General features: G+C 68.4%; 9 protein-coding genes and 1 pseudogene. 1 reads left to right on the forward strand and 9 read right to left on the reverse strand.

Features of this window, described 5'->3' with window-relative positions; translation table 11 throughout:
- Window positions 1–154: 154 nt before the first annotated feature.
- The 6 genes and pseudogenes from DCD74_RS13095 to DCD74_RS13215 form a co-directional block, all read right to left on the reverse strand.
- Window positions 155–2,995: a prealbumin-like fold domain-containing protein gene (locus DCD74_RS13095; protein WP_162615973.1), complete on the reverse strand. Its 2,841-nt coding sequence runs from the start codon at window positions 2,993–2,995 to the stop codon at window positions 155–157.
- 68 nt (window positions 2,996–3,063) lie between these two features.
- Window positions 3,064–3,228: a hypothetical protein gene (locus tag DCD74_RS12705; protein WP_162615974.1), complete on the reverse strand. Its 165-nt coding sequence runs from the start codon at window positions 3,226–3,228 to the stop codon at window positions 3,064–3,066.
- Between the two features lie 44 nt (window positions 3,229–3,272).
- Entirely contained in the window at window positions 3,273–4,709 is a 1,437-nt protein-coding gene (locus DCD74_RS12710; protein ID WP_237049586.1) for a hypothetical protein, read from the reverse strand.
- Window positions 4,679–8,956: a hypothetical protein gene (locus DCD74_RS09870; RefSeq protein WP_237049587.1), complete on the reverse strand. Its 4,278-nt coding sequence runs from the start codon at window positions 8,954–8,956 to the stop codon at window positions 4,679–4,681. Before DCD74_RS09870 ends, DCD74_RS12710 begins: the two co-directional genes overlap by 31 nt.
- 13 nt (window positions 8,957–8,969) lie before the next feature.
- A complete protein-coding gene (locus tag DCD74_RS09875; protein ID WP_237049588.1) occupies window positions 8,970–15,857 on the reverse strand; it encodes an OmpA family protein in 6,888 nt (2,295 codons plus the stop codon).
- Window positions 15,858–16,016: 159 nt separating this feature from the next.
- Window positions 16,017–16,634, reverse strand: a pseudogene (locus DCD74_RS13215) (hypothetical protein); the annotation flags it as partial.
- 1,779 nt (window positions 16,635–18,413) lie between these two features.
- Between DCD74_RS13215 and DCD74_RS13220 the strand changes: the two are divergent.
- Entirely contained in the window at window positions 18,414–20,459 is a 2,046-nt protein-coding gene (locus DCD74_RS13220; RefSeq protein ID WP_407072237.1) for an indolepyruvate ferredoxin oxidoreductase family protein, read from the forward strand.
- A 76-nt stretch (window positions 20,460–20,535) separates the two neighbouring features.
- Here DCD74_RS13220 and DCD74_RS12715 read toward each other — a convergent pair whose 3' ends face one another.
- The 3 genes from DCD74_RS12715 to DCD74_RS09890 form a co-directional block, all read right to left on the reverse strand.
- A complete protein-coding gene (locus tag DCD74_RS12715) occupies window positions 20,536–20,700 on the reverse strand; it encodes a hypothetical protein (RefSeq protein ID WP_162615977.1) in 165 nt (54 codons plus the stop codon).
- 141 nt (window positions 20,701–20,841) lie between these two features.
- Entirely contained in the window at window positions 20,842–21,645 is an 804-nt protein-coding gene (locus DCD74_RS09885; protein ID WP_112927156.1) for a murein L,D-transpeptidase catalytic domain family protein, read from the reverse strand.
- A gap of 148 nt (window positions 21,646–21,793) precedes the next feature.
- Window positions 21,794–22,654, reverse strand: a complete 861-nt coding sequence (locus tag DCD74_RS09890; RefSeq protein ID WP_112927157.1) for a L,D-transpeptidase family protein — start codon at window positions 22,652–22,654, stop codon at window positions 21,794–21,796.
- Window positions 22,655–22,656: the final 2 nt, after the last annotated feature.

The following is a 22,656-nucleotide window of genomic DNA, read 5'->3' on the forward strand; positions in this document are numbered from 1 at the left end:
GCGGCGAGCTTAGCCCGGTTCGGCGCCGGGCACCAATCGAGGCCGTTCATGAAGCTGCCGCCTGCTCTAAGGGGCGCCCGATCCCCGCCCCGTCATTCCTCCGACGAAGCCACATCGCAACGGGCCGCTCCACGTGGAGGCGGCCCGCGACGCGTCACTGCACCGTGCAGCGCACCGTCACGTTGATGGAGGCGCCGTTCGGGAAATTGGTCAGGGTGAACGCGCTGCCGCCCGGGCTGGCGATGGTCGACCCCACCGCCGGGCAGGTCACGCCACTGGCCGGGGTGGAGCTGCAGGCGGTGATGCTGCAGTTGGTCAGGCCGCTGCTCGGGGTGTCGCGGAAGGTGGCGCCGTTGGCGTTGGCCGGGCCGTTGTTGGTGACCACGATGCTGTAGTCGGTCGTGCCGCCGCGCACGACACTGGTCTGGCTGTTGGTCTTGGTCACCGACAGGTCGGCGGCATTCGTGAAAGCGTTGGTGATGGTGCAGGTGGTGCTGGCGCCGCCGGCCAGTGCGATCTGCCTGCTGGCATTGACCGTCACGCCATTGCTGCACGTCCACGCCGAGGCGGTGTAGTTGGCGACGTTGGTTTCCGACAGCGTGTAGGTGCCCGCGGACACCGTGGCATTGGTGATCGGGGCCGCGCCGTGCGTACCGGAGATCGTGACCGGCCCGGTGGCGGTCAAGGTGAAGTCGGCGGTCGTGGCGCTGCCGCCGGTCGTGTTGTTGACCACCTTGGCCAGGGTCAGCGTTGCCGTCGTATTGCGGGTGTTGGTATAGGTGCAGGTGACGGTGGTATTGGAGGCGAGCGTGGAGGGGATCGTGATCGTGTTCGACGCCGCCCCGTTGGTGCCCGAGGGGACGACGCCGTTGTCGCAGGCCAACGCCACGGTGTAGTTCGTGATCGCCGCGCCGGACATGGTCTCGGCCGGCAGCGTCGCCACCTGCCCGGCATAGGCGGTCACGCTGCTGGAAGTCGCCGCGGTGCCGCCCGCCGCATTGAACGCATTGGTATTGGGGTTCAGCCCGGTGGTGGCGCCGATGCTGGCGGTGACGCCGGTATGCGGCCCGGTGCCCCAGGCCTTGGCCAGGCGCAGCTGCACCGGCTTGCGGGTATTGGTGATGGTGCAGGTGACGTCGGCATCCGGCATCACCAGCGACCCGGACTGGTTGTCGGTGCCGGCGGTGAACGCCACCGCGAAGGTGGGCGATGCGGTCTGCACGCAGGCGATGGCCGAGGTGTAGTTGGCCAGGCTGGTGCTGCCGCTGGCGGCTTCCGAGAACAGCACCGTGCTGCCCACCGCCGCCGTGCTGCTCGATGCGGTGGCGCCATTGCCGCCCGCCGTGCCCGCCGTGCCGTTGGCGGTCATGACGAAGCTGCCGTTGTCCGCGGCCGGCGCCAGCGCCTTGGTGACGGTCAAGGTGCGCGGCTTGGTATTGGTGAAGCGGCAGGTCCAGTACGCCTTGGCCGCCAGCGCCGAGACCGGAATGGTGGCGGTGTTGCCGGCGCCGGTCCCGCTCGCGGGGATGCGCGGCGTCTGGGTGGGTCCGGCGGTGGCATTGGTACAGACGTAGGACGTGGTGTAGCCCGCCACGGCGGCTTCCGTGATGGTGACGGTCGAACCATTGTCGCTCCAGCGCAGGGTCTGGGACTGGGCGGGATTGGCGGTGCCGGTGTTCAGCTGCAGCGATGTCACCGCGTTGTTGCTGCTGTTGTTCAAGTTGGCCAGGGTGAAATCGAACGTGCCGGTGCCACCCACCGACTGCTTCTCGATGACCACCTGCGGGCGCTTGTCGGCCTGCGCGTTGCGCAGGGTGCAGGTGATCACCGAAGCCGGCGCCATGTTGGCGGGCGCGATGGTGATCGTGTTGCCCGACACCGCCGGCGTGAACGAGGTATTGGTTCTGCTGTCGGTACAGGTGGCCGAGGCCAGCGAATAGTCCGCCCTGTCGAAGCTGGCTTCGGTGACCGTGACGTCCGTGGTGACGTTGCTGATCACCACCGGCGCGGTCGCGGTGCCGGGCGTGTTGTCCGCACCGCCCGAGACCGCCGAAGCCGGCGTGGTCACCAGGTTGGTGGACGAGAAGGTCACCGTCACCGCGCTGTTGTTGCCGGACACTTTGGACTTGACCAGCGACAGCGTCGCCAGGGTCGGGGTCAGCGTCACCGAACCATTGCCGCCGGCAATGCCGGCCACATAGCCGTTCGCACCCGTGCCACCCGCACCGCCTGCACCCTGGGTGTTCAGGACCATGCGCGAAGCCACGTAGCAGGAGCCGCCCGCGCCACCGCCGGTGGAAGGCACGGTCGTATTGTCGGCACCGAAGTTGCCGCCTGCACCGCCGGTCGAGCCCGCACCGCCGCCGCCGCCACCCCCGCCATCGCCCGGGGCATTGACGCCCTTGGTACCGGCCACCGCACTGCAAGTTCCGGCCGAGGTCAGGGTCGTCGCTGATTGCGTGTTGGGCGTGGCCGGATTGGTCAAGCCACCACCACCGCCGCCACCGCCGCCACCGGCCACCAGCACCACCGTGCCGCTGATCGCCAAGCTGGTGGCACCGCCACCACCGCCACCACCGCCGCTGTAACCGCTGGTGCAGCTTTGATGGCCACCGATGCCGCCGGCCGCCGCACCCGTGCCGCCCAGGCCGCCGCCGGTGCATCGGTTCGCGGGCCGCGGCGAAGCACCGCCCGCGCCACCGCCCGCGACGGTCCCGCTCAGCACATCGCCCGGATTGACCCGGATATAGGCCGTGACCTGCTTGCCACTGCCGCCGTTTCCGCCCCTGCCGTTGTTGTCATAGCCACCACCACCGCCGCCGCCGCCATTGACCGTGGCCGTGACGTAATAGACGCCGGCCGGCACGGTGTAGGTCCAGCTGCCCGGTGTGGTGAAGGTCTGCGTCTGCACCTGGCCCACGCCGGGACATGCCCACGCCAGCATCGCGATGATCGCCGCGAGCGTGCCTTTCGATCCCGATAACGCATTGCGCATTGCTTGCTCCAGGAATGAATTGGATCCGGATGCCGTGAACCCCCCTGATCCAAGCGGATTTCCCGCCCTCAGTACCGCCCCACCACGTTCAGGAACCAGCCGCGCTCGTCGTAGTCGAACTGGGTCGGTTGTCGCTGAAATCGGTGGATCAGTAACTCCAAATGGCCCAGTCGGATGTGCTTCAGCAAATACAGCGTCGACTTGCTTTCAATGAACTGGGCCTCTGCGTTCACGGAATGGATTGACGACTCGGAAACGTCGAGCGCAACGGCCTTTCCTAGGGTACGTCGCACTGAATCCGGAAACTCAAGGTGCTGCCGGACGCCATCGAAGGAATCTTGACGCCGGTGCCACTCAGGTTGGCGTAAGTCAATGCGCTCGTCGCCGGTGGCATGACTGTGCCGGTCGTCTGCAACGATCCAGCCACGTAGGCGCAATTCTGCAGGCCCGTCGCTGTATCGGTGAGCATCGCATCGACTGCGGTCATTGGGCCATCGTTGTGCACCGTGATCGTGTAGGTGGTGGTTGCCCCCTTGGTCACCGTGTCTGATGTCTGGTCGACCTCGCCATTGATGCCCGGCGTATTGCTCTTGGTGATCCACAGGTCGGATTTGCACGTCCGCCCCACATGGGTACCCACCGTATCGCCACTCGCTGGAATCAACTGATTGATGCCCGCATTGCCTGCTGCAGCACCGTGTGCGGCACCACCGGGCTGGCCTTGCACGGTATTGGTGAATCCATTGGCTCCACCCGCGACGACGGACACCGCCGGCCCGCTTCTGATCACCACGCCGCCACCGCCGCCGCCGCCATTCCCATGCGCGGAATCGCCATTCACCCATGCGTCGCCACCGCGTCCACCGCTGACATCGACCGAAGGCGAACCACTCCATGTCGTGGCCACCATCACCACACTCCCGCCAGCCCCACCGCCGCCGGTACCATCATTCGATGGGTTGTCCGGGGCACGGGCACCGCGTGCGCTGACCACGCCCGAACCGGCCAAGGTCCCGGCACGAACCATCACGATGCCGCCACCCGCCGCACCCGCCGATGCCCCGGGGCTGCTGTTGGTGTTGTTGTCGCCTGCGCCACCGCCACCGCCGAGCACGAGGCGTCCGATCGCAGGCGCAAGAAATGCACTACCGCCAAAGCCCCATTTTTTCTCGGGGAGGTTGCTGTACGTGCTGTTGATGCCTGCATAGCCGCCACTGCGCCAACCGGCTGCACCGCGCCCGCCGGCACCACCGTTGCCGCCGCCGCCGCCGCCGCCATTGTCGCTCGTTGCATTCCAGAAGGCACCGCCACCGCCAGCCGTACCCGGGGCGCCGCGTGCGAAGTCGCCCGTGCTGGCCGTGCCATTCGGATAGCCGCCCCAACCCGTCCCGAGATCGGTGATGGTGGCCGCCAGCCCGGTGCTGACATCGCGCTTCTCGCTCACGTAGCGCGGCGTCCCTGCGATGCCCTCCCCTTTCGTGGCGTGAACCAGGTCGCTGCTGGAGATGAAGCGCTCCTGCTGATCGACCTGGCTGCGCGACCGGCCGCCACCACCGCGGAAGCCCATCCCGTCCACGTTGATGCCGCCTGAGAGGGTCAAGGTATTCGCCACGTCGAGCACGACGATGCCGCCACTACGCCCGTTCCACGGCGCGGCAGTCACCGTGCCGGCAACCGTCGCCGTCAAGTACTGCGGCACGCGCACGACCTGCATGCTGCGACGGCCGGTGGCCGCGGTCGCGGCGGCCTGGACATAGCCGTTGGCCAACGGCGACCCGGCCAGGTCCAACGAGCTGGACGTGGTGGCGGCACCGGCACGCACGAATTCATGCCTGCCGGCCACGCAGACGCCCGGATCGGTATAGCCGTTGGCCGGCTCGCCAGCCACGCCATCGCCGTATGAGGTGCTGTTGCTGGAATTGATGTTGGCACATTGCATCTGGATGACCAGCGCCAGATCGCCCGGCTGCATGATCGCCGCCGCGCCCTGCTGGCTGCCGGCATCCAGCGCGATGCTGCTGCTGCTCGGCCCGTAGCTTCCGGCCTGCACTGCGTAGTAAGTGTTGACCGTACCGGAAATCGTCGCGTTGCCGGCGCTTCCTGGCAGCGCGCAGACTTGGGCCGCATGGACCGGAAGTCCCGCGACGGCACAGGCGCAAGCCAGCACCGACGCAATCCGCGTGCCACGCACGGGCTTGACGGACTTGATGTGCGACTCCGCGGCATGCGTGCGGCGATGGCTGGGTTGAGGATGCACGGCCTGTTTCTCGTTCTCAGTATCGTCCCACCACGTTCAGGAACCAGCCGCGCTGGTCGTAGTCGAAGTGGGTCAGGTTGTCGCTGAAATCGGTGAAGTTGTAACCGACTCCGATGCGGAAGTTCTTGGTGATGTCGCGGTCGATGCCGAACAGTGCGCCCTGGCGCAGGCCGCCCTGGTCCACCTTCAGCCATCGGTATTCGCCCAGCAGGTTCCACTCGCTGTTGCCGATGCCGTAGCGCGCCTGCACCGCCGCGAAACTCGCCGCCGAATCCAGCCACTGGCCGGCCAGGCGACCCATCCGCACTTCGCCTTCGCGCCGGGCCAGCTTGGCCGCGTATTCCCAGTTGTGGCTGGGGTGGAAGACGCCTTCCAGCGACAGCACGCGGCTGCGCTGGTCGTACATCGCCACGTTGTCGCCGATCTGTGGCAGCGATGACACGTCGTACAGATACGTGTACTTGCCGAACAGCGCGTACTTCGTGCTGTTCCACGGGCGCCAGGCGAAACCGACGTTGCCTTCGGCGAATTTCGCCCCGGCCGTGGCGACCAGCGCGTCCTGCGTGTCGGAGTAGTTGAAGCGCGCCGCCCAGCGCCAGCTCTCGCTGGCCTTCCAGCTCAGCCAGTTCGTGGTCACCCACTGCTCGCGCTGCTCCAGCCCGCTGTCCTTGCGGTATTCCAGCTTGCTCTGCCACTGCAAGCTTTCGGACGTGCGCCCGCCATGCACGCTGATGGCGCGGCGGTCGACTTGGCCGATGGCGCGTTCGAGCTGCGCCGACTGCAGGGTGAAGCCGGCGTTCCAGCCGACGCCCGGATAGAAGTCCATGCCGAAGGTGTGCGCCAGGCCGGATTTCGGGGCCTTCAGGAACTGGCTCTCGTTGAACAGGTTGACCTGGTTCGACAGGCGCCAGCGCTGGCCCAGCGTCCAGCCCGGCGCGACGCGCGGATTGAACAGCCGGGTCGTACTGGGTCGTGTCGGTGGAATAGGTGTAGCTGCCGTAGAAGCTGTGCTCCGGGCTGACCCGCCATTCGCCGTTGACCTGGGCGGCGTTGCCGCGGTCACCGGCGGTGACTTCGCCGCCCAGCGTGGAGAGGTTGGCGAAGTTGTACTTCGCGCCCGCGGTGAAGGCATTGTTCTTCGCGTAGCGGCCGTCGTCGTCGTCGAGCGTGACCTGCGCGATGCCGTACACGTCGAGCGCCGAGCCGATGCGCTGCGTGTAGCGGCCGGCCAGCAGGGTTCCGGCCGCGTTGCCGCCGATCCGCGACTCCTCCACCCGGCGCAGTTCGCCGCTGAGCGTCGCGCGGTCATTGATGCGCCAGTCGGCGGTCAGCTGGGCCTGGCTCAGCGAATCGAAACCGCGATCGGCGCGGCTGGCGCGGGCATAGATGCGCAGGGCGTCGTTGATGTCACCGAGCACCTCGACACCGCGTTCCTCGACATCGAAACCGGTGTCGAAGCGCGCCACCGAGAAGCCGGCATCGACCTGCCGCCACCATGCGCCGGCGCTCCATTCGCGCGCCGTCCAGCCCAGTTCCCTGGCGTTGACGCGGGCCTCGACCGACCGCGCGGTGCCTTCGCCGCCCGGCTGCAGGCCGTTGGTGCGGGCGAAACTCAGGCCGCCGTTGTCGGAGAACCAGACCGGCGCGCTGGTCGCACGGCTGTGCGCCTGCTCCAGCTTGAGATAGGTGCCGCGGCCGGCCTGCAGGGTGAGGTCGGCACCGGCGAGGCGATAGTCCTCGCCGCCGCTGTTGTCCTCGACATAGGTCGCGCCGATGCCGACGTGGTCGCCCAGCCAGTGCTTGGCGCGGATACCGGCCGCGACTTCATCACTGTGGAAACCGGTCGGCACGTATTCGTAATCGACCAGCATCACCTGGCTGAAGCCATCCAGCGGCGTGTCGCGGGTCAGGCTGCGCACGTTCTCGCGCGTCACCTGCGCCAGCGGGCGGGTCAGCAGGATGCGGCCCTGGTATTCGTCGATCTCGTAATCGACGCCACGGACCAGGTCGATGCGGTTCTCGACGCGCCCGGTCAGGCCGTCGCGCACTTCCAGCACCACGTGGTCGGAACCCGGCAGCACATCGGTGTGCTTGAGGTAGTACAGCGAGCCGCCGGTACCGATGAATTCGCTGTGGCCCGGCGCGCTCTGCGTCTGCGAACCGAACGCGCGCACGAACGTGCCCGGCTCGGCCTGCGCGGTGGTGCGCGCCGAGCGCCAGGTGAACGCCGCCCCGTACAGCGAACGCGCGTACTGGGCGTACTCGGTGCCGGTCAGGCCGGTCTGGTAGTTGCCCCACAGCGCCTGGTTCTGGTCCCAGTCCACGCGCAGGTAGAACTTGCCCATGGTGTCGACGTCGCGGTAGAGCGTGGAGTCGTCGCCATAGACCGGGTAGTAGCGGTCAGGGTCCAGGCGGCGGAACACGTCCTGCGGATAGGCCTGCCAGAAGCCGCTGAACATCCGCGATATTTCCTGCTCCTGCGTGTCCGCCTGCGCGGTGACCAGGTATTTGCCGCGCGCCTTGCCCTTGAGATAGAAGGCGAGGCGGCCTTCGGTCAGGCTGTCCTTGTCGAAACGGCCATCGGGATTCTGCGCCTGCACCGAGCCCGACACGCTGTTCCGCGAATAGGTCAGGTCGGCCTGCGCGACGCCGAAGAAGTAGCGGCCGCTGACATCCACGTCGATGCGCCGCTCGATGCCGCCGGTCGCGTCGCCGCCGTCGACCTTGATGTCGAAACCGTGGTGGCCGATCGGCAGCAGGTATTCGGCGACGAACTTGCGCTCGAGGTCCACCGGGATGGCCTGGCCGTTGATGGCGAGGCTGGCGCCCTCGGGGATGTTGCGGCCCTGCAGCCGCACGCGCGACCCATGGACCGGGATGTTCTGCCGGCGCAGGCTGTTCCGCCCGAAGCTGCCTTCGATCTGGCGCATCCGCTCGGCGGCCTCGGCCGTCATCGAACCGAAGCGGCTGTTGTCGAGCGTGTTCTGCAGCCGGTGCTGGCTGGCTTCCACGTCCTCCGGGCGCAGCAGCTGCATGCGCTGCGGATAGGTTTCGTCGAACGTCTTGTCGTCGGACCAGGCGCGCACGACATAGACCAGCTCGTCGCCCGGCCGCAGGTTGCCGGCGTTGGCCAGCGTGCCGTCCCACTCGCCTTCGATCACCGTGCCCAGTTGCAACGGCACCGTGGCCAGCGGCGTCACCAGGTCGGCGTCGCGCGCATCGAACACCAGCACATCGGCGCGCTTGATGAACGCGCCGTAGTTGCTGTAGCCGAAACGCACCGGCCGGGTGATGCGGCTGCCGTCGAAGGCCAGCATGCTGTTGGCCGAGATCGACATCTCCGGCCGGCCCAAGTCCGGGTCCTCGGTGGCCCAGACCACGCCGCCATCGGGCAACTGTACCGACCACTTGCCGACGGCCGTGGCGCGGCCGGGCGCCTGCGCATCGGTCTCGGCCTGCACGGTGACTCGACGGTCGGGTTGCAACGCGCCGGATCGCGGCGGCGTGGCGGCAGCGGTCTTGGGCTGCTCCTCGCCGCGGGTGCGCACGCGAAGGACGATCTCGCCCGCCTGCTGGCAGCCCTGCGCGCCGCAGTCGACGCTCGGGGTGGATGCGGTCGCCTGCTGCGCCTGCGCCTGGCCCGGCATGCCGGGCAGGGTGGCCAGGGCGACGATCACGGCGCTGTGGAGTGCTGTCTTCTTCATGTGTCCTGCTCCGTCAGCGGCCGTCGTCGCGCAACCCGGTGGGAGACGCCTGGTTGTCGTCGATGTCCACCCGCAGGCGGGCCTTCGCGGTGGCACCGAGCCGCGCGGCGATGGCCTCGTACACCGCCTTCGCCCGTCGCAGGCCCAGCGCCTGGTTGTAGTCGCGGCTGCCGCGGCGGTCGGCATGACCCACCACCGCGATCACCGTCCTGCCGCCGGCCGCAGCGCGTCCCTCGATGGTGCGGGCGATGCGATCGAGCAGCGGCCCGAAGCCGGGCTTGATCACCGCTTTGTTCGTGTCGAAGAGGAAGGTGCCGAGCACCGGCGTTTCACCGAGCGTCAGCAGGGTGGTGTCCGGGTTGGCGGCATCGGTGCGCAGCGTGACCTTCAACGCGGCGGCCGAGGCCGGATCCAGCATCGCCAGCAACCTGCCCTGCACCGCCAAGGCGCGCTCGTAGGCCAGGGCCTGGCTCTCGCCGTCGGCGCGGATCACCACTTCACCCCCGCCATGCCTGCGGACTTCGGCCGCCATGAGCTCGACCACCGCGTCGTACTGCGGCTGGACATCCGCCTTGCCAGGGGCGAAGACCACTTCGCCCAGCTCCAGTTCCAAGTCCTTGCGGCCGCCTTCGATCACCGACTCCGGCAGCTTGACGCCGAAGTCGAAGCGCACCGGCAGGCCGGGCGTCACGCGCCGCAGCAGCGGATTGTCGGTGGTCATCGTGCTGCCCGGCGGCAGCGTGGCCGGATCGACCTTCAGGATGAAGTTGCGACCACGTTCCTGCGGACCGCCCGCGATGCCGGCGATGTGGTAGCGGCCGAACTGGTCGGTCTCCACCACCAGGCCTTCGACCGAGGCGATGCGCACGCCCGGGATGCCGCGCTCATCGACCCCCGTGCTGCGGACGATGTAGTCCACCTGGTAGCCGTTGCCGACCTGCGCGACGGTGCGCTCGACCTGCAGCTCGGCGCCGTTGAGGCCCTTCGCCGCATCGCCGGTCCTCTCGACCGAGGTCTGGCCGGCGGCGTTCATGCGCACCGTGTAGCCCTGGTCGTTGCCGAGCACGAAGTCGTCGGTGAAGGCCAGGCTCGACAGCGTCTGCCGGATCACGATCGCGTGGCTCGATGCCGGGTCGGCATCGGACTGGCGGCCCGCGAGGCTGCCCAGCGCGATGCCATGCAGCATCGGCGAACTGGCATCGGCTTCCGGCTGCGGGCCGTTGCCGCGGTCCACCGTGGTGGAGTTCGCCACGTAGGCGGACGGCGCGAAGCCACCCTGCACCTTGAGCCCGGTGACCGCGGCGCTGTCCTGCCAGCCGTCGCCATCGCGGTCATCCCAGACGGTACCGGCGATGAGGCTGTCATCGAGCATCGGATCACTCTTCACCTGCACCTCGGCGGAAGCCACGTTGGAGGCGTCACGGCCGTTGTCGACCATCTTGGCGCGGTTGACGTATCCGCCCGGACGCACGCCGGCCCCGACCCGCATCATGTAGGTCACGGTCGCGCGGCCACCGACCGCGATGTCGATGCGGTCGATCGCCAGCGGATTGGTCCCGACCAGGCGGCCGGCGTTGTCGGCATCGGCCACCGTCATCGAACCATCGACGTAGCTGAAGCCGGCCGGCGGGGTATCGATCACGCTGGCATCCGCGACCGCGTAGGCACCGGTGTTCTCGATGAGCAGGGTGTAACGCACCAGGCCGCCCACTTCCACGTCGCGCGGCGTCGCGGTCTTGGTGACCCGCATGCTGGTCGTGCGCGCTTCCACCACGACCGTGGCGATGGCCGTGCCGCAGTTGCTCGGGTTGGCGCGTTCGCACAGCGTGTACGGGTACTGGTAGGACCCGACCGGCGTGTTCGGCGCCACCGTGATGGTGCCGTCCGGGTTCATCACCAGGCCCGGGTCGGGGCTGGTGCCGGGCGTCAACGCCACCGTGCCGACCGTCACCGGCTGGCCGCCGAGCGTGTCGTTGCCCAGCACCGAGTCCGTCGTCCCGCCAGTGACGCCGTCGATGGCGCCGAAGTCGTTGTCGACGACACTGATGGGCGTCGCCTGCTCGACGATGGTCACCGAGACCTGTGGCGAGGTGACGCCGTTGCCCGTGACCGAAGCGAGATTGGTCACCGAACCGGCGTCGAGGTCGGCACGGGTGATCGCGTAGGTCGCGGTGCAGCGCGCGGAGGCCCCCGGCACCAGCGGGCCGGCCGCGCAATCGGCCAGTGCGCCGATCTTGTCGTCGTTCACCGTGAACGGGCCCGCCAAGGTCAGGTTGCCGGTGTTGGTGATCACATAGGTGTAGGTGATCACCTCGCCCAGGGTCGAGAAGCTCGCCTTGTCGGCCGTCTTGGCGATGGTCAGCGCAGGCGTCTGCGTCACCGGCGTCGTCACCACCGGCGTGGTCACCGGCGTCGTCACCGTGTCGCTCGACACCGTCGCGGTGTTGTCCACCTTCCCGGCATCCACGTCCGCCTGGGTCACCGTGTAGGTCCCCGTCAGCACGCACGTGCCGTTCGGCGCCACGCTCGCGCAGGTGATCGTCGACGGCGTCAGCTTGCTGTCGGTCACCACCACGTTCGCCTGCGTCGTGTTGCCCGTGTTGGTCGCCGTCACCGTGTAGCCGATCACGCTGCCCAGGCTGTACGGACCCGTCGAGGTCACCGTCTTGGTGATGTTTAACGCGTAGATAGCGGCCAGAACCGGCGTCGAGACCGTGTCGGTCGCCGGCGTCACGTCGATCGTGCCCACGTTGTCCGCATCCGCAGAGGCCGTGTTGACCAGCGGGTTCGGATCGGTCGACGCGATCACGTGGGTGTTGCCCGTCGCCGTGCAGACCGCCGTCGCGCCCGCCGCCAGGTTGGCGATCGTGCACGACAGGCCCGGCAGCAGCGGGTCGCTCACCACCACGTTGGTCAGCGCCAGCGTGCCGGTGTTGGTCACGCTGAAGCTGTAGGTGACCGTGTCACCCACATCGCCCGTCACCGTGTTGCCGTTGGTGTCCGCCACCGACGCCGTCTTGTCCAGCGTCAGGCTCGCCGTCGGCGTCGTCGCCACCGGCGTCGAGACCGTGTCGGTCGCCGGCGTCACGTCGATCGTGCCCACGTTGTCCGCATCCGCAGAGGCCGTGTTGACCAGCGGGTTCGGATCGGTCGACGCGATCACGTGGGTGTTGCCCGTCGCCGTGCAGACCGCCGTCGCGCCCGCCGCCAGGTTGGCGATCGTGCACGACAGGCCCGGCAGCAGCGGGTCGCTCACCACCACGTTGGTCAGCGCCAGCGTGCCGGTGTTGGTCACGCTGAAGCTGTAGGTGACCGTGTCACCCACATCGCCCGTCACCGTGTTGCCGTTGGTGTCCGCCACCGACGCCGTCTTGTCCAGCGTCAGGCTCGCCGTCGGCGTCGTCGCCACCGGCGTCGAGACCGTGTCGGTCGCCGGCGTCACGTCGATCGTGCCCACGTTGTCCGCATCCGCAGAGGCCGTGTTGACCAGCGGGTTCGGATCGGTCGACGCGATCACGTGGGTGTTGCCCGTCGCCGTGCAGACCGCCGTCGCGCCCGCCGCCAGGTTGGCGATCGTGCACGACAGGCCCGGCAGCAGCGGGTCGCTCACCACCACGTTGGTCAGCGCCAGCGTGCCGGTGTTGGTCACGCTGAAGCTGTAGGTGACCGTGTCACCCACATCGCCCGTCACCGTGTTGCCGTTGGTGTCCGCCACCGACGCCGTCTTGTCCAGCGTCAGGCTCGCCGTCGGCGTCGTCGCCACCGGCGTCGAGACCGTGTCGGTCGCCGGCGTCACGTCGATCGTGCCCACGTTGTCCGCATCCGCAGAGGCCGTGTTGACCAGCGGGTTCGGATCGGTCGACGCGATCACGTGGGTGTTGCCCGTCGCCGTGCAGACCGCCGTCGCGCCCGCCGCCAGGTTGGCGATCGTGCACGACAGGCCCGGCAGCAGCGGGTCGCTCACCACCACGTTGGTCAGCGCCAGCGTGCCGGTGTTGGTCACGCTGAAGCTGTAGGTGACCGTGTCACCCACATCGCCCGTCACCGTGTTGCCGTTGGTGTCCGCCACCGACGCCGTCTTGTCCAGCGTCAGGCTCGCCGTCGGCGTCGTCGCCACCGGCGTCGAGACCGTGTCGGTCGCCGGCGTCACGTCGATCGTGCCCACGTTGTCCGCATCCGCAGAGGCCGTGTTGACCAGCGGGTTCGGATCGGTCGACGCGATCACGTGGGTGTTGCCCGTCGCCGTGCAGACCGCCGTCGCGCCCGCCGCCAGGTTGGCGATCGTGCACGACAGGCCCGGCAGCAGCGGGTCGCTCACCACCACGTTGGTCAGCGCCAGCGTGCCGGTGTTGGTCACGCTGAAGCTGTAGGTGACCGTGTCACCCACATCGCCCGTCACCGTGTTGCCGTTGGTGTCCGCCACCGACGCCGTCTTGTCCAGCGTCAGGCTCGCCGTCGGCGTCGTCGCCACCGGCGTCGAGACCGTGTCGGTCGCCGGCGTCACGTCGATCGTGCCCACGTTGTCCGCATCCGCAGAGGCCGTGTTGACCAGCGGGTTCGGATCGGTCGACGCGATCACGTGGGTGTTGCCCGTCGCCGTGCAGACCGCCGTCGCGCCCGCCGCCAGGTTGGCGATCGTGCACGACAGGCCCGGCAGCAGCGGGTCGCTCACCACCACGTTGGTCAGCGCCAGCGTGCCGGTGTTGGTCACGCTGAAGCTGTAGGTGACCGTGTCACCCACATCGCCCGTCACCGTGTTGCCGTTGGTGTCCGCCACCGACGCCGTCTTGTCCAGCGTCAGGCTCGCCGTCGGCGTCGTCGCCACCGGCGTCGAGACCGTGTCGGTCGCCGGCGTCACGTCGATCGTGCCCACGTTGTCCGCATCCGCAGAGGCCGTGTTGACCAGCGGGTTCGGATCGGTCGACGCGATCACGTGGGTGTTGCCCGTCGCCGTGCAGACCGCCGTCGCGCCCGCCGCCAGGTTGGCGATCGTGCACGACAGGCCCGGCAGCAGCGGGTCGCTCACCACCACGTTGGTCAGCGCCAGCGTGCCGGTGTTGGTCACGCTGAAGCTGTAGGTGACCGTGTCACCCACATCGCCCGTCACCGTGTTGCCGTTGGTGTCCGCCACCGACGCCGTCTTGTCCAGCGTCAGGCTCGCCGTCGGCGTCGTCGCCACCGGCGTCGAGACCGTGTCGGTCGCCGGCGTCACGTCGATCGTGCCCACGTTGTCCGCATCCGCAGAGGCCGTGTTGACCAGCGGGTTCGGATCGGTCGACGCGATCACGTGGGTGTTGCCCGTCGCCGTGCAGACCGCCGTCGCGCCCGCCGCCAGGTTGGCGATCGTGCACGACAGGCCCGGCAGCAGCGGGTCGCTCACCACCACGTTGGTCAGCGCCAGCGTGCCGGTGTTGGTCACGCTGAAGCTGTAGGTGACCGTGTCACCCACATCGCCCGTCACCGTGTTGCCGTTGGTGTCCGCCACCGACGCCGTCTTGTCCAGCGTCAGGCTCGCCGTCGGCGTCGTCGCCACCGGCGTCGAGACCGTGTCGGTCGCCGGCGTCACGTCGATCGTGCCCACGTTGTCCGCATCCGCAGAGGCCGTGTTGACCAGCGGGTTCGGATCGGTCGACGCGATCACGTGGGTGTTGCCCGTCGCCGTGCAGACCGCCGTCGCGCCCGCCGCCAGGTTGGCGATCGTGCACGACAGGCCCGGCAGCAGCGGGTCGCTCACCACCACGTTGGTCAGCGCCAGCGTGCCGGTGTTGGTCACGCTGAAGCTGTAGGTGACCGTGTCACCCACATCGCCCGTCACCGTGTTGCCGTTGGTGTCCGCCACCGACGCCGTCTTGTCCAGCGTCAGGCTCGCCGTCGGCGTCGTCGCCACCGGCGTCGAGACCGTGTCGGTCGCCGGCGTCACGTCGATCGTGCCCACGTTGTCCGCATCCGCAGAGGCCGTGTTGACCAGCGGGTTCGGATCGGTCGACGCGATCACGTGGGTGTTGCCCGTCGCCGTGCAGACCGCCGTCGCGCCCGCCGCCAGGTTGGCGATCGTGCACGACAGGCCCGGCAGCAGCGGGTCGCTCACCACCACGTTGGTCAGCGCCAGCGTGCCGGTGTTGGTCACGCTGAAGCTGTAGGTGACCGTGTCACCCACATCGCCCGTCACCGTGTTGCCGTTGGTGTCCGCCACCGACGCCGTCTTGTCCAGCGTCAGGCTCGCCGTCGGCGTCGTCGCCACCGGCGTCGAGACCGTGTCGGTCGCCGGCGTCACGTCGATCGTGCCCACGTTGTCCGCATCCGCAGAGGCCGTGTTGACCAGCGGGTTCGGATCGGTCGACGCGATCACGTGGGTGTTGCCCGTCGCCGTGCAGACCGCCGTCGCGCCCGCCGCCAGGTTGGCGATCGTGCACGACAGGCCCGGCAGCAGCGGGTCGCTCACCACCACGTTGGTCAGCGCCAGCGTGCCGGTGTTGGTCACGCTGAAGCTGTAGGTGACCGTGTCACCCACATCGCCCGTCACCGTGTTGCCGTTGGTGTCCGCCACCGACGCCGTCTTGTCCAGCGTCAGGCTCGCCGTCGGCGTCGTCGCCACCGGCGTCGAGACCGTGTCGGTCGCCGGCGTCACGTCGATCGTGCCCACGTTGTCCGCATCCGCAGAGGCCGTGTTGACCAGCGGGTTCGGATCGGTCGACGCGATCACGTGGGTGTTGCCCGTCGCCGTGCAGACCGCCGTCGCGCCCGCCGCCAGGTTGGCGATCGTGCACGACAGGCCCGGCAGCAGCGGGTCGCTCACCACCACGTTGGTCAGCGCCAGCGTGCCGGTGTTGGTCACGCTGAAGCTGTAGGTGACCGTGTCACCCACATCGCCCGTCACCGTGTTGCCGTTGGTGTCCGCCACCGACGCCGTCTTGTCCAGCGTCAGGCCTACCGACCCGACAAGGTCTGTGTCCGTCGCGGTGCAATTGGCTGGTGGCGTTCCCGTTGCCGGGCAGCCGCCGCCGCTCAACGTCGCCGTGTTGGATGCATTCGTGGTTGCGGAACCCGTCACGGTCCCTGTCACCTCGTACGTGGCGCTTCCTCCCGCCGCCACGGTGACGCCGGTGCAGCCGGAAGCCGTGCAAGTACCCGCGACGGTGCCGGTACCGGTCGTCCCGGTGGAAACGATTCCGCTCGTGGTGACGCCGGTTGCGGTATCGGACCAGCTGACGTTGCTGGCGGCGCCGGTTCCGGCGTTGGAGACGGTTACGGTGTACTTGACCGTATTTCCATTGACGAAGATGGAGCTTGCAGTGCTCGCCTTGGTGATGGTCAACGCAGGCACCAGCACCGGATCGCTGTCCGTCGCCGTGCAGACGCCGGTGGCAGCGGTGAAGTTCGCCGCGGGGCAGGTGGTGCCGCTGTTGGTGATGCCGGCCGGCGGGGCCACGCTGGCGGTATTGGTCGCCGTCTGCGCGAAAGCGGTGGTTGCAAGGCAAAACGCGAGCGAAAGACCCACGCCGGTTTTCAGCACCAGCGACTGAAGCAACGAACCACGATTCACTGGCGACCCCTGTCTAAAACGTTGCGCTTGCACAGCCTGTATGGGCCGATGCTTCGACTGATGTACATGTAGGCACTGCACGTTCTGTGATGCACTAGCAATTGCGGTGCCAGCACGCGAAACGCGCTGTCCCACCCGTGATGCGAAATGGTAACAGTTTGTGACGTCCGTCTAAAAGGCTAGTGAAGCGGTCCAAATGACGCGCCTTTGGCCCTCCTTTAATATATATGCGAGGCCAATCCGGCCCATTTCCGTTCATCTACATGACCAGCACGGCCGAACTCTCGTCGCCGGCATCGGCCAATCTTGGCCTGACGCATGGCCTGACCGATCCCGACTACACCCTCGACGACAAATACGGCCGGACCGAGGGCCGGATCTACCTGTCCGGCGTGCAGGCCCTGGTGCGGCTGCCGATGATGCAGCGCCTGCGCGACGTTGCCGCGGGACTGAACACGGCGGGCTTCGTGTCCGGCTACCGCGGTTCACCGCTGGGCGGGTTCGATCTCGAGCTTTGGCGGGCGAAGAAGCATCTTGAGCGGAGTTCGGTGAAGTTCAGCCCCGGTCTCAACGAGGACCTGGGCGCGACGATGGTCTGGGGCAGCCAGCAGACCACCCTCTTCCCGGGCGCCAAGGTCGATGGCGTCTTCGGCATGTGGTACGGCAAGGGCCCGGGCGTGGACCGCTGCGGCGACGTCTTCAAGCACGCCAATGCGGCGGGCACCGGGCGCCACGGCGGCGTGCTGGCTTTGGCGGCAGATGACCATGCGTGTCGCAGTTCGACCCTGCCGCACGGCTCGGAGCACGAATTCGTCAGCGCGATGATGCCGGTGCTGAACCCGGCTGGCGTGCAGGACATCCTCGAAATGGGCCTGCTCGGCTTTGCGATGAGCCGCTTCACCGGCCGCTGGGTCGGCTTCAAGACCATCGCCGAGACGGTGGAATCCTCGGCTTCGGTGGACGTCAATCCGCTGGCGCTGCCGATCATCCTGCCGGGTGACGACGACTTCGACATGCCCGAAGGCGGCCTCAACATCCGCTGGCCGGACCCGCCGCTGGAGCAGGAGATGCGCCTGCACCGGTACGCGGTGAAGGCGGCGCAGGCCTTCGCGCGGGCCAACCGCATCGACCGGATGGTGGTGGATTGCCCGGACGCGCGGCTCGGCATCGTCACCACCGGCAAGAGCTACCTGGACGTGCTGCAGGCGCTGGAATACCTGGGCCTCGATGAGGCCGCCTGCCGCGACATCGGCATCCGCGTCTACAAGGTCGGCATGACCTGGCCGCTGGAGCCGGTCGGCATCCGCGCCTTCGCACGCGGTCTGCAGGACATCCTGGTCGTCGAGGAAAAGCACAGCTTCATCGAGAGCCAGATGAAGGAGCTGTTCTACAACTTCGAAGGCGACCGCCCGTCGATCGTCGGCAAGTACAACGAGGATGGCGAGTGGATCCTGCCGTCCACCGGCGAGCTCACCCCGGCGCGCATCGCCGGCGTCATCGCCAAGCGCATCCAGCGCTTCCACGACAGCGAACGCATCCGCGACGTGCTGGCGTGGATGGAAACCAAGGAAGGCGAGCTGGCGCTGCCGCGGGCCAATTTTCCGCGCGTGCCGCATTACTGCTCGGGCTGCCCGCACAACACCTCGACGGTGGTGCCGGAAGGCTCGCGGGCGCTGGCCGGCATCGGCTGCCACTACATGGTGACGTGGATGAACCGCGACACCGACACCTTCACCCACATGGGCGGCGAAGGCGTGACCTGGGCGGGCCAGGCGGCCTTCACCGAGACGCCGCACGTGTTCCAGAACCTGGGCGACGGCACCTATTTCCACAGCGGCTCGCTGGCGATCCGCCAGTCGGGTCGCGGCCGGCGTCAACATCACCTACAAGATCCTCTACAACGACGCGGTGGCGATGACCGGCGGCCAGCCGGTGGACGGCACGCTGACCGTGCCGCAGATCGCGCACCAGGTGTTGAGCGAGGGCGTGCACACCATCGTGCTGCTGTCCGACGACATCACCAAGTGGACGCGCCAGCGCTACCTCTTCCCCAAGGAAGTGGAGTTCCACGACCGCCGCGATCTTGACGAGGTGCAGAAGAAGCTGCGCACGGTGAAGGGCGTCAGCGTGCTGATCTACGACCAGACCTGCGCCACCGAGAAGCGCCGACGCCGCAAGCGCGGGAAGATGGAAGACCCGCAGAAGCGCGTGCTGATCAATTCGCTGGTCTGCGAAGGCTGCGGCGACTGCGGCAAGAAGTCGTTCTGCGTCAGCGTGCTGCCGAAGGACACCGAGTTCGGGCGCAAGCGCGAGATCGACCAGTCCAACTGCAACAAGGACTACAGCTGCGTCGAGGGCTTCTGCCCGAGCTTCGTGACCGTGCACGGCGGCAAGCCGCGCAAGGGCAAGAAGGCCAACGCGGCCGACCGCCTGTCGCAGCTGCCGGCGCCGGCCATCCGCACCGATCTCTCGCAGCCGTGGAACATCCTGATCACAGGCGTCGGCGGCACCGGCGTGGTGACCATCGGCGCGCTGCTCGGCATGGCCGGTCATCTGGAAGGCCGCGGCTCGACCGTGCTCGACCAGACCGGCCTGGCGCAGAAGGGCGGCGCGGTGACCACCCACATCCGCATCGCCAGGACGCCCGACGACATCCACGCGGTGCGCATCGCCGCCGGCGAAGCCGACCTGGTGCTCGGCTGCGACATGGTGGTGGTCAACGACTACTGGGCGCTGTCCAAGATCCGCGCCGGCCGCACCCAGGTGGTGCTCAACACCTACGAGGCGATGCCCGGCACCTTCACCACCCGCCCGGACATGCAGTTCCCGGCCGCCGACATCGTGGCCGCGGTGCGCACCGCGCTGGAAGGCGGCGACCCGCTGCAGGTGGATGCGACCCAGCTCGCCACCGCGCTGATGGGCGATGCGATCGCCGCCAACCTCTTCATGCTCGGCTACGCCTGGCAGCAGGGCCTGGTGCCGCTGTCGTTCGAGGCGCTGATGCGCGCGGTGGAGTTAAACGGCGCCGCCATCGACATGAACAAGACCGCGTTCGCCTGGGGTCGCCTCGCGGCGATCGACCTGCCGGCGGTGATCGAGGCCGCCGGCATCGTCCGCAACGCGCCGACTGCCGCCGAGAAGCGCCCGCACGAACTGCCGCTGCTGGCGCCGACCGCCAACGAAGGCCACGAGTCCGGCCTGTCGCCGCAGGGCGCGATGTTCGAGGAAGACGAACTCCGCCACGTGCCCGCGCACGGCGGCGATGTCGCCTACCTGCCTTTGGACGATGCGCGGCTGTCGCGTTCGCTCGACGAACTGGTCGCGCGTCGCGTCGGTTTCCTCACCGACTATCAGGATGCGGCTTACGCGAAGCGCTACGCCGGCTTCGTGGCCCGCGTGCGCGAGGCCGAGGAGCGCCGCGTGCCGGGCTCCACCGACCTGTCCGAAGCGGTCTCGCGCTACTTCTTCAAGCTCATGGCCTACAAGGACGAGTACGAAGTCGCACGCCTCTATTCCGCGCCGGAGTTCCGCCGCCAGCTGGAGCAGCAGTTCGAAGGCGATTACACGCTGCGCTTCCACCTTGCGCCGCCGCTGCTGGCGAAGAAGAACGCCAAGGGCGAGCTGGTCAAGCGCGAATACGGCCCGTGGATGCTGCGTGCGTTCGGCGTGCTGGCGAAGTTCAAGGGCCTGCGTGGCGGCACCTTCGACGTGTTCGGCCGCACCGCCGAGCGGCGCATGGAGCGCCAGCTGATCGCCGACTACGAACGCACCATCGGCGGCCTGCTCGACACCCTCGACGGCGACAACGTGGCGCTGGCGGCGGAGATCGCTTCGGTGCCGGAGCACATCCGCGGCTTCGGTCACGTCAAGGAAGCGCACTTCGAGAAAGCCAAGGCGCGCGAGGCGGAACTGCTCAAGGAATGGGCCAACCCGCTGCGGCTGGTGGTGCAGGCGGCCTGAGCCGCCGCGCCGTCAAGGAGAACGCCCGGCGATGCCAGGCGTTTCTTGTTTCAGTCGCGGATCACGACCTTCCGCCTCACTCTTCCTCTTCCTCTTCTTCGGCGGGCGCGCCGTGGCCACGTTCCTCGTGGGCGCGGCGTTCGCGTTCGGCATCGGCGCCGAGGCGTTCGTTGTCGCGGTTGATGGCGGGATCGTTGGCGCGCTGGGCCTCGGCGCGGTTGCGCTGGATCTGATTCGGCATGGCGATGCTCCTTCGGGGGGAGGTTCGATGCTGCGACGCCGTGCGTTCACCGGGCGTCGCGAAACGCTGAACCGGAGCCGCATCGCGCAACGAAAAACGCCCCGCTGTGCGGGGCGTCGAAGCCGGATCGATGCGGATGCTTCAGGGCACCGCGGTCGCCACCACCGGCAGGCTGCCGCCGCGCACCGCGCGGGCCGAGGCGACGATCTGGCGCGCCGTCCTGCCGCGGCAACCGAAGTGGCGCGAACGCTCCAGCCAGGCCGCGTCCTCGGCATAGGAGAACACCAGCTGGCTGCCCTTGAGGTTGTCGATGACCTGGCGCGCGATGCCCTCGCGCAGTGCCGGACAGCCCTGGCTGCGGCCGAGCCGGCCTTGGCGCGGGATCAGGTCCGGATTGGCGTACCAGGCGCCGTGCATGACGATCGCCCGCTGCCGCGCGTTGTCGTTGAAGCCCGGGTCCAGCCCGTCCATGCGCAACGAGTAGCCGTTGCCGCCGATATAGGTCTCGGCCGTGCGGAACAGGCCCAGGCTGGTAGCGTAGCTGCCCTCCACGTTGGAGAAGCGGGTCGCGTAGTTGTTGCCGCTGCCCTGCCCGTGCGCCACGTACTCGTTGAACAGCAGGCGGTCGTTGGCCAGGTCGAAGACCCACATCCGCTTGTCGGTGGACGGGCGCGAATAGTCGATGACGGCCAGCCGGGTGTCCGCGCTGACTTCGCCCGAGGCGACCGCGCAGGACCGGGCCTCGACCGCCAGCGCCAGCACGCCGGGGTCGGCGGACGGCGCCAGCTGCTGCAGGCGGGCCAGCAAGGCCTGGTCCGGGTCGGCCTGCACCACGGGCGCGGCGACCGGCTTCGGCAGGGCGGCGGTTTCACGGTGCGGGGTCGTCGAGCAGCTCACCAAGGTGGAGGCGGTCAGCGCGATGAAGACGGCGTGAAGTCTTTTCATCCGCCGGACAATACACGCACAAGTCCTTGATTTGTATTAATACGTCGTTAGCCGGCGACGGGATTCCGATTCCGCGCATTCAGGACTGAATGGTTCATTTGGATGAATCGGCGTCGGATTTATCCGGTTTCCGACCGCCTCAGCCCATTCAGGGCTTGGGCGGCGGCGGCGGAATCCGCTTGGCCGGGTCGGTGACCGGCGCCGAGTACGGCTGGTACCCACGATCGGTGGGATTGGACGAAACCGGCGGCGCTTCGGGCTGGGCGGCGGGGTCCGGGGTGGTCGGAGCCGCCGGCATGGCGGCAGTCGCCGTCGCGAGCGCCGGAGCCGCCTCGCCCACCCGCACCGTGCCGTCGCCGAGGATGGTGACGGTCTGCCGCGGCGGTTCGACCGGCGGCGGAGGCGGCGGCGCGTCCGGGAAGATGTAGGCGCCGGTCGCCGCATCCACCGGCGCGTCGTTGCCGGGGTGGACGACCTCGGGATATTCGTTCTCGTCGGCCACGATCACCCGCGTGCCGAGATCGGTGACGGCGTACAGCGACTCGGCCAGCTTGCGCGGCAGGCGGATGCAGCCATGCGAGGCCGGATAGCCCGGCACGTGGCCGGCGTGCAGCGCGATGCCGTCCCAGGTCAGGCGCTGCATGAAGGGCATCGGCGCGTCGTCGTACAGGTTGGAGCGGTGCATCACCTTCTTCTGCAGGATCTCGAAGTGGCCGGACGGGGTCTCGCGGCCCTCGCTGCCGGTGCTGACCGTGCTCAGGCCGATGCGTTTGCCGCCGCGATAGATATGCGCACGCTGCTCGGGCAGGCTGACGATCACCACCACGGCGCCTTCGGCCGAACGTTCCGGCTGCCAGACATAGCTGCCGGGCCGCGCGACGGCGGCTTCCATCGTCACCGGCTTCTTCGGCTTCGCCGCCTGCTTCGGCGCCGCCCACGCGCAGGGCGCGGCCATGGCGAGGCCGAGCAGCAGCCCGAAGGTGTAACGAAGCGTCTTCTCCCCATCCATGG

The organism is Lysobacter oculi (assembly GCF_003293695.1).
Classification (GTDB): domain Bacteria; phylum Pseudomonadota; class Gammaproteobacteria; order Xanthomonadales; family Xanthomonadaceae; genus Solilutibacter; species Solilutibacter oculi.

Bases quoted from the DNA above. Each gene is read 5' to 3' on its own strand.
- DCD74_RS12710 (WP_237049586.1), bottom strand. From the start codon at position 4,709: ATGCAGGTCGTGCGCGTGCCGCAGTACTTGACGGCGACGGTTGCCGGC.
- DCD74_RS09890 (WP_112927157.1), bottom strand. From the start codon at position 22,654: ATGGATGGGGAGAAGACGCTTCGTTACACCTTCGGGCTGCTGCTCGGC.
- DCD74_RS13095 (WP_162615973.1), bottom strand. From the start codon at position 2,995: ATGCGCAATGCGTTATCGGGATCGAAAGGCACGCTCGCGGCGATCATC.
- DCD74_RS09870 (WP_237049587.1), bottom strand. From the start codon at position 8,956: ATGAAGAAGACAGCACTCCACAGCGCCGTGATCGTCGCCCTGGCCACC.
- DCD74_RS09885 (WP_112927156.1), bottom strand. From the start codon at position 21,645: ATGAAAAGACTTCACGCCGTCTTCATCGCGCTGACCGCCTCCACCTTG.
- DCD74_RS13220 (WP_407072237.1), top strand. From the start codon at position 18,414: ATGACCGGCGGCCAGCCGGTGGACGGCACGCTGACCGTGCCGCAGATC.
- DCD74_RS12715 (WP_162615977.1), bottom strand. From the start codon at position 20,700: ATGCCGAATCAGATCCAGCGCAACCGCGCCGAGGCCCAGCGCGCCAAC.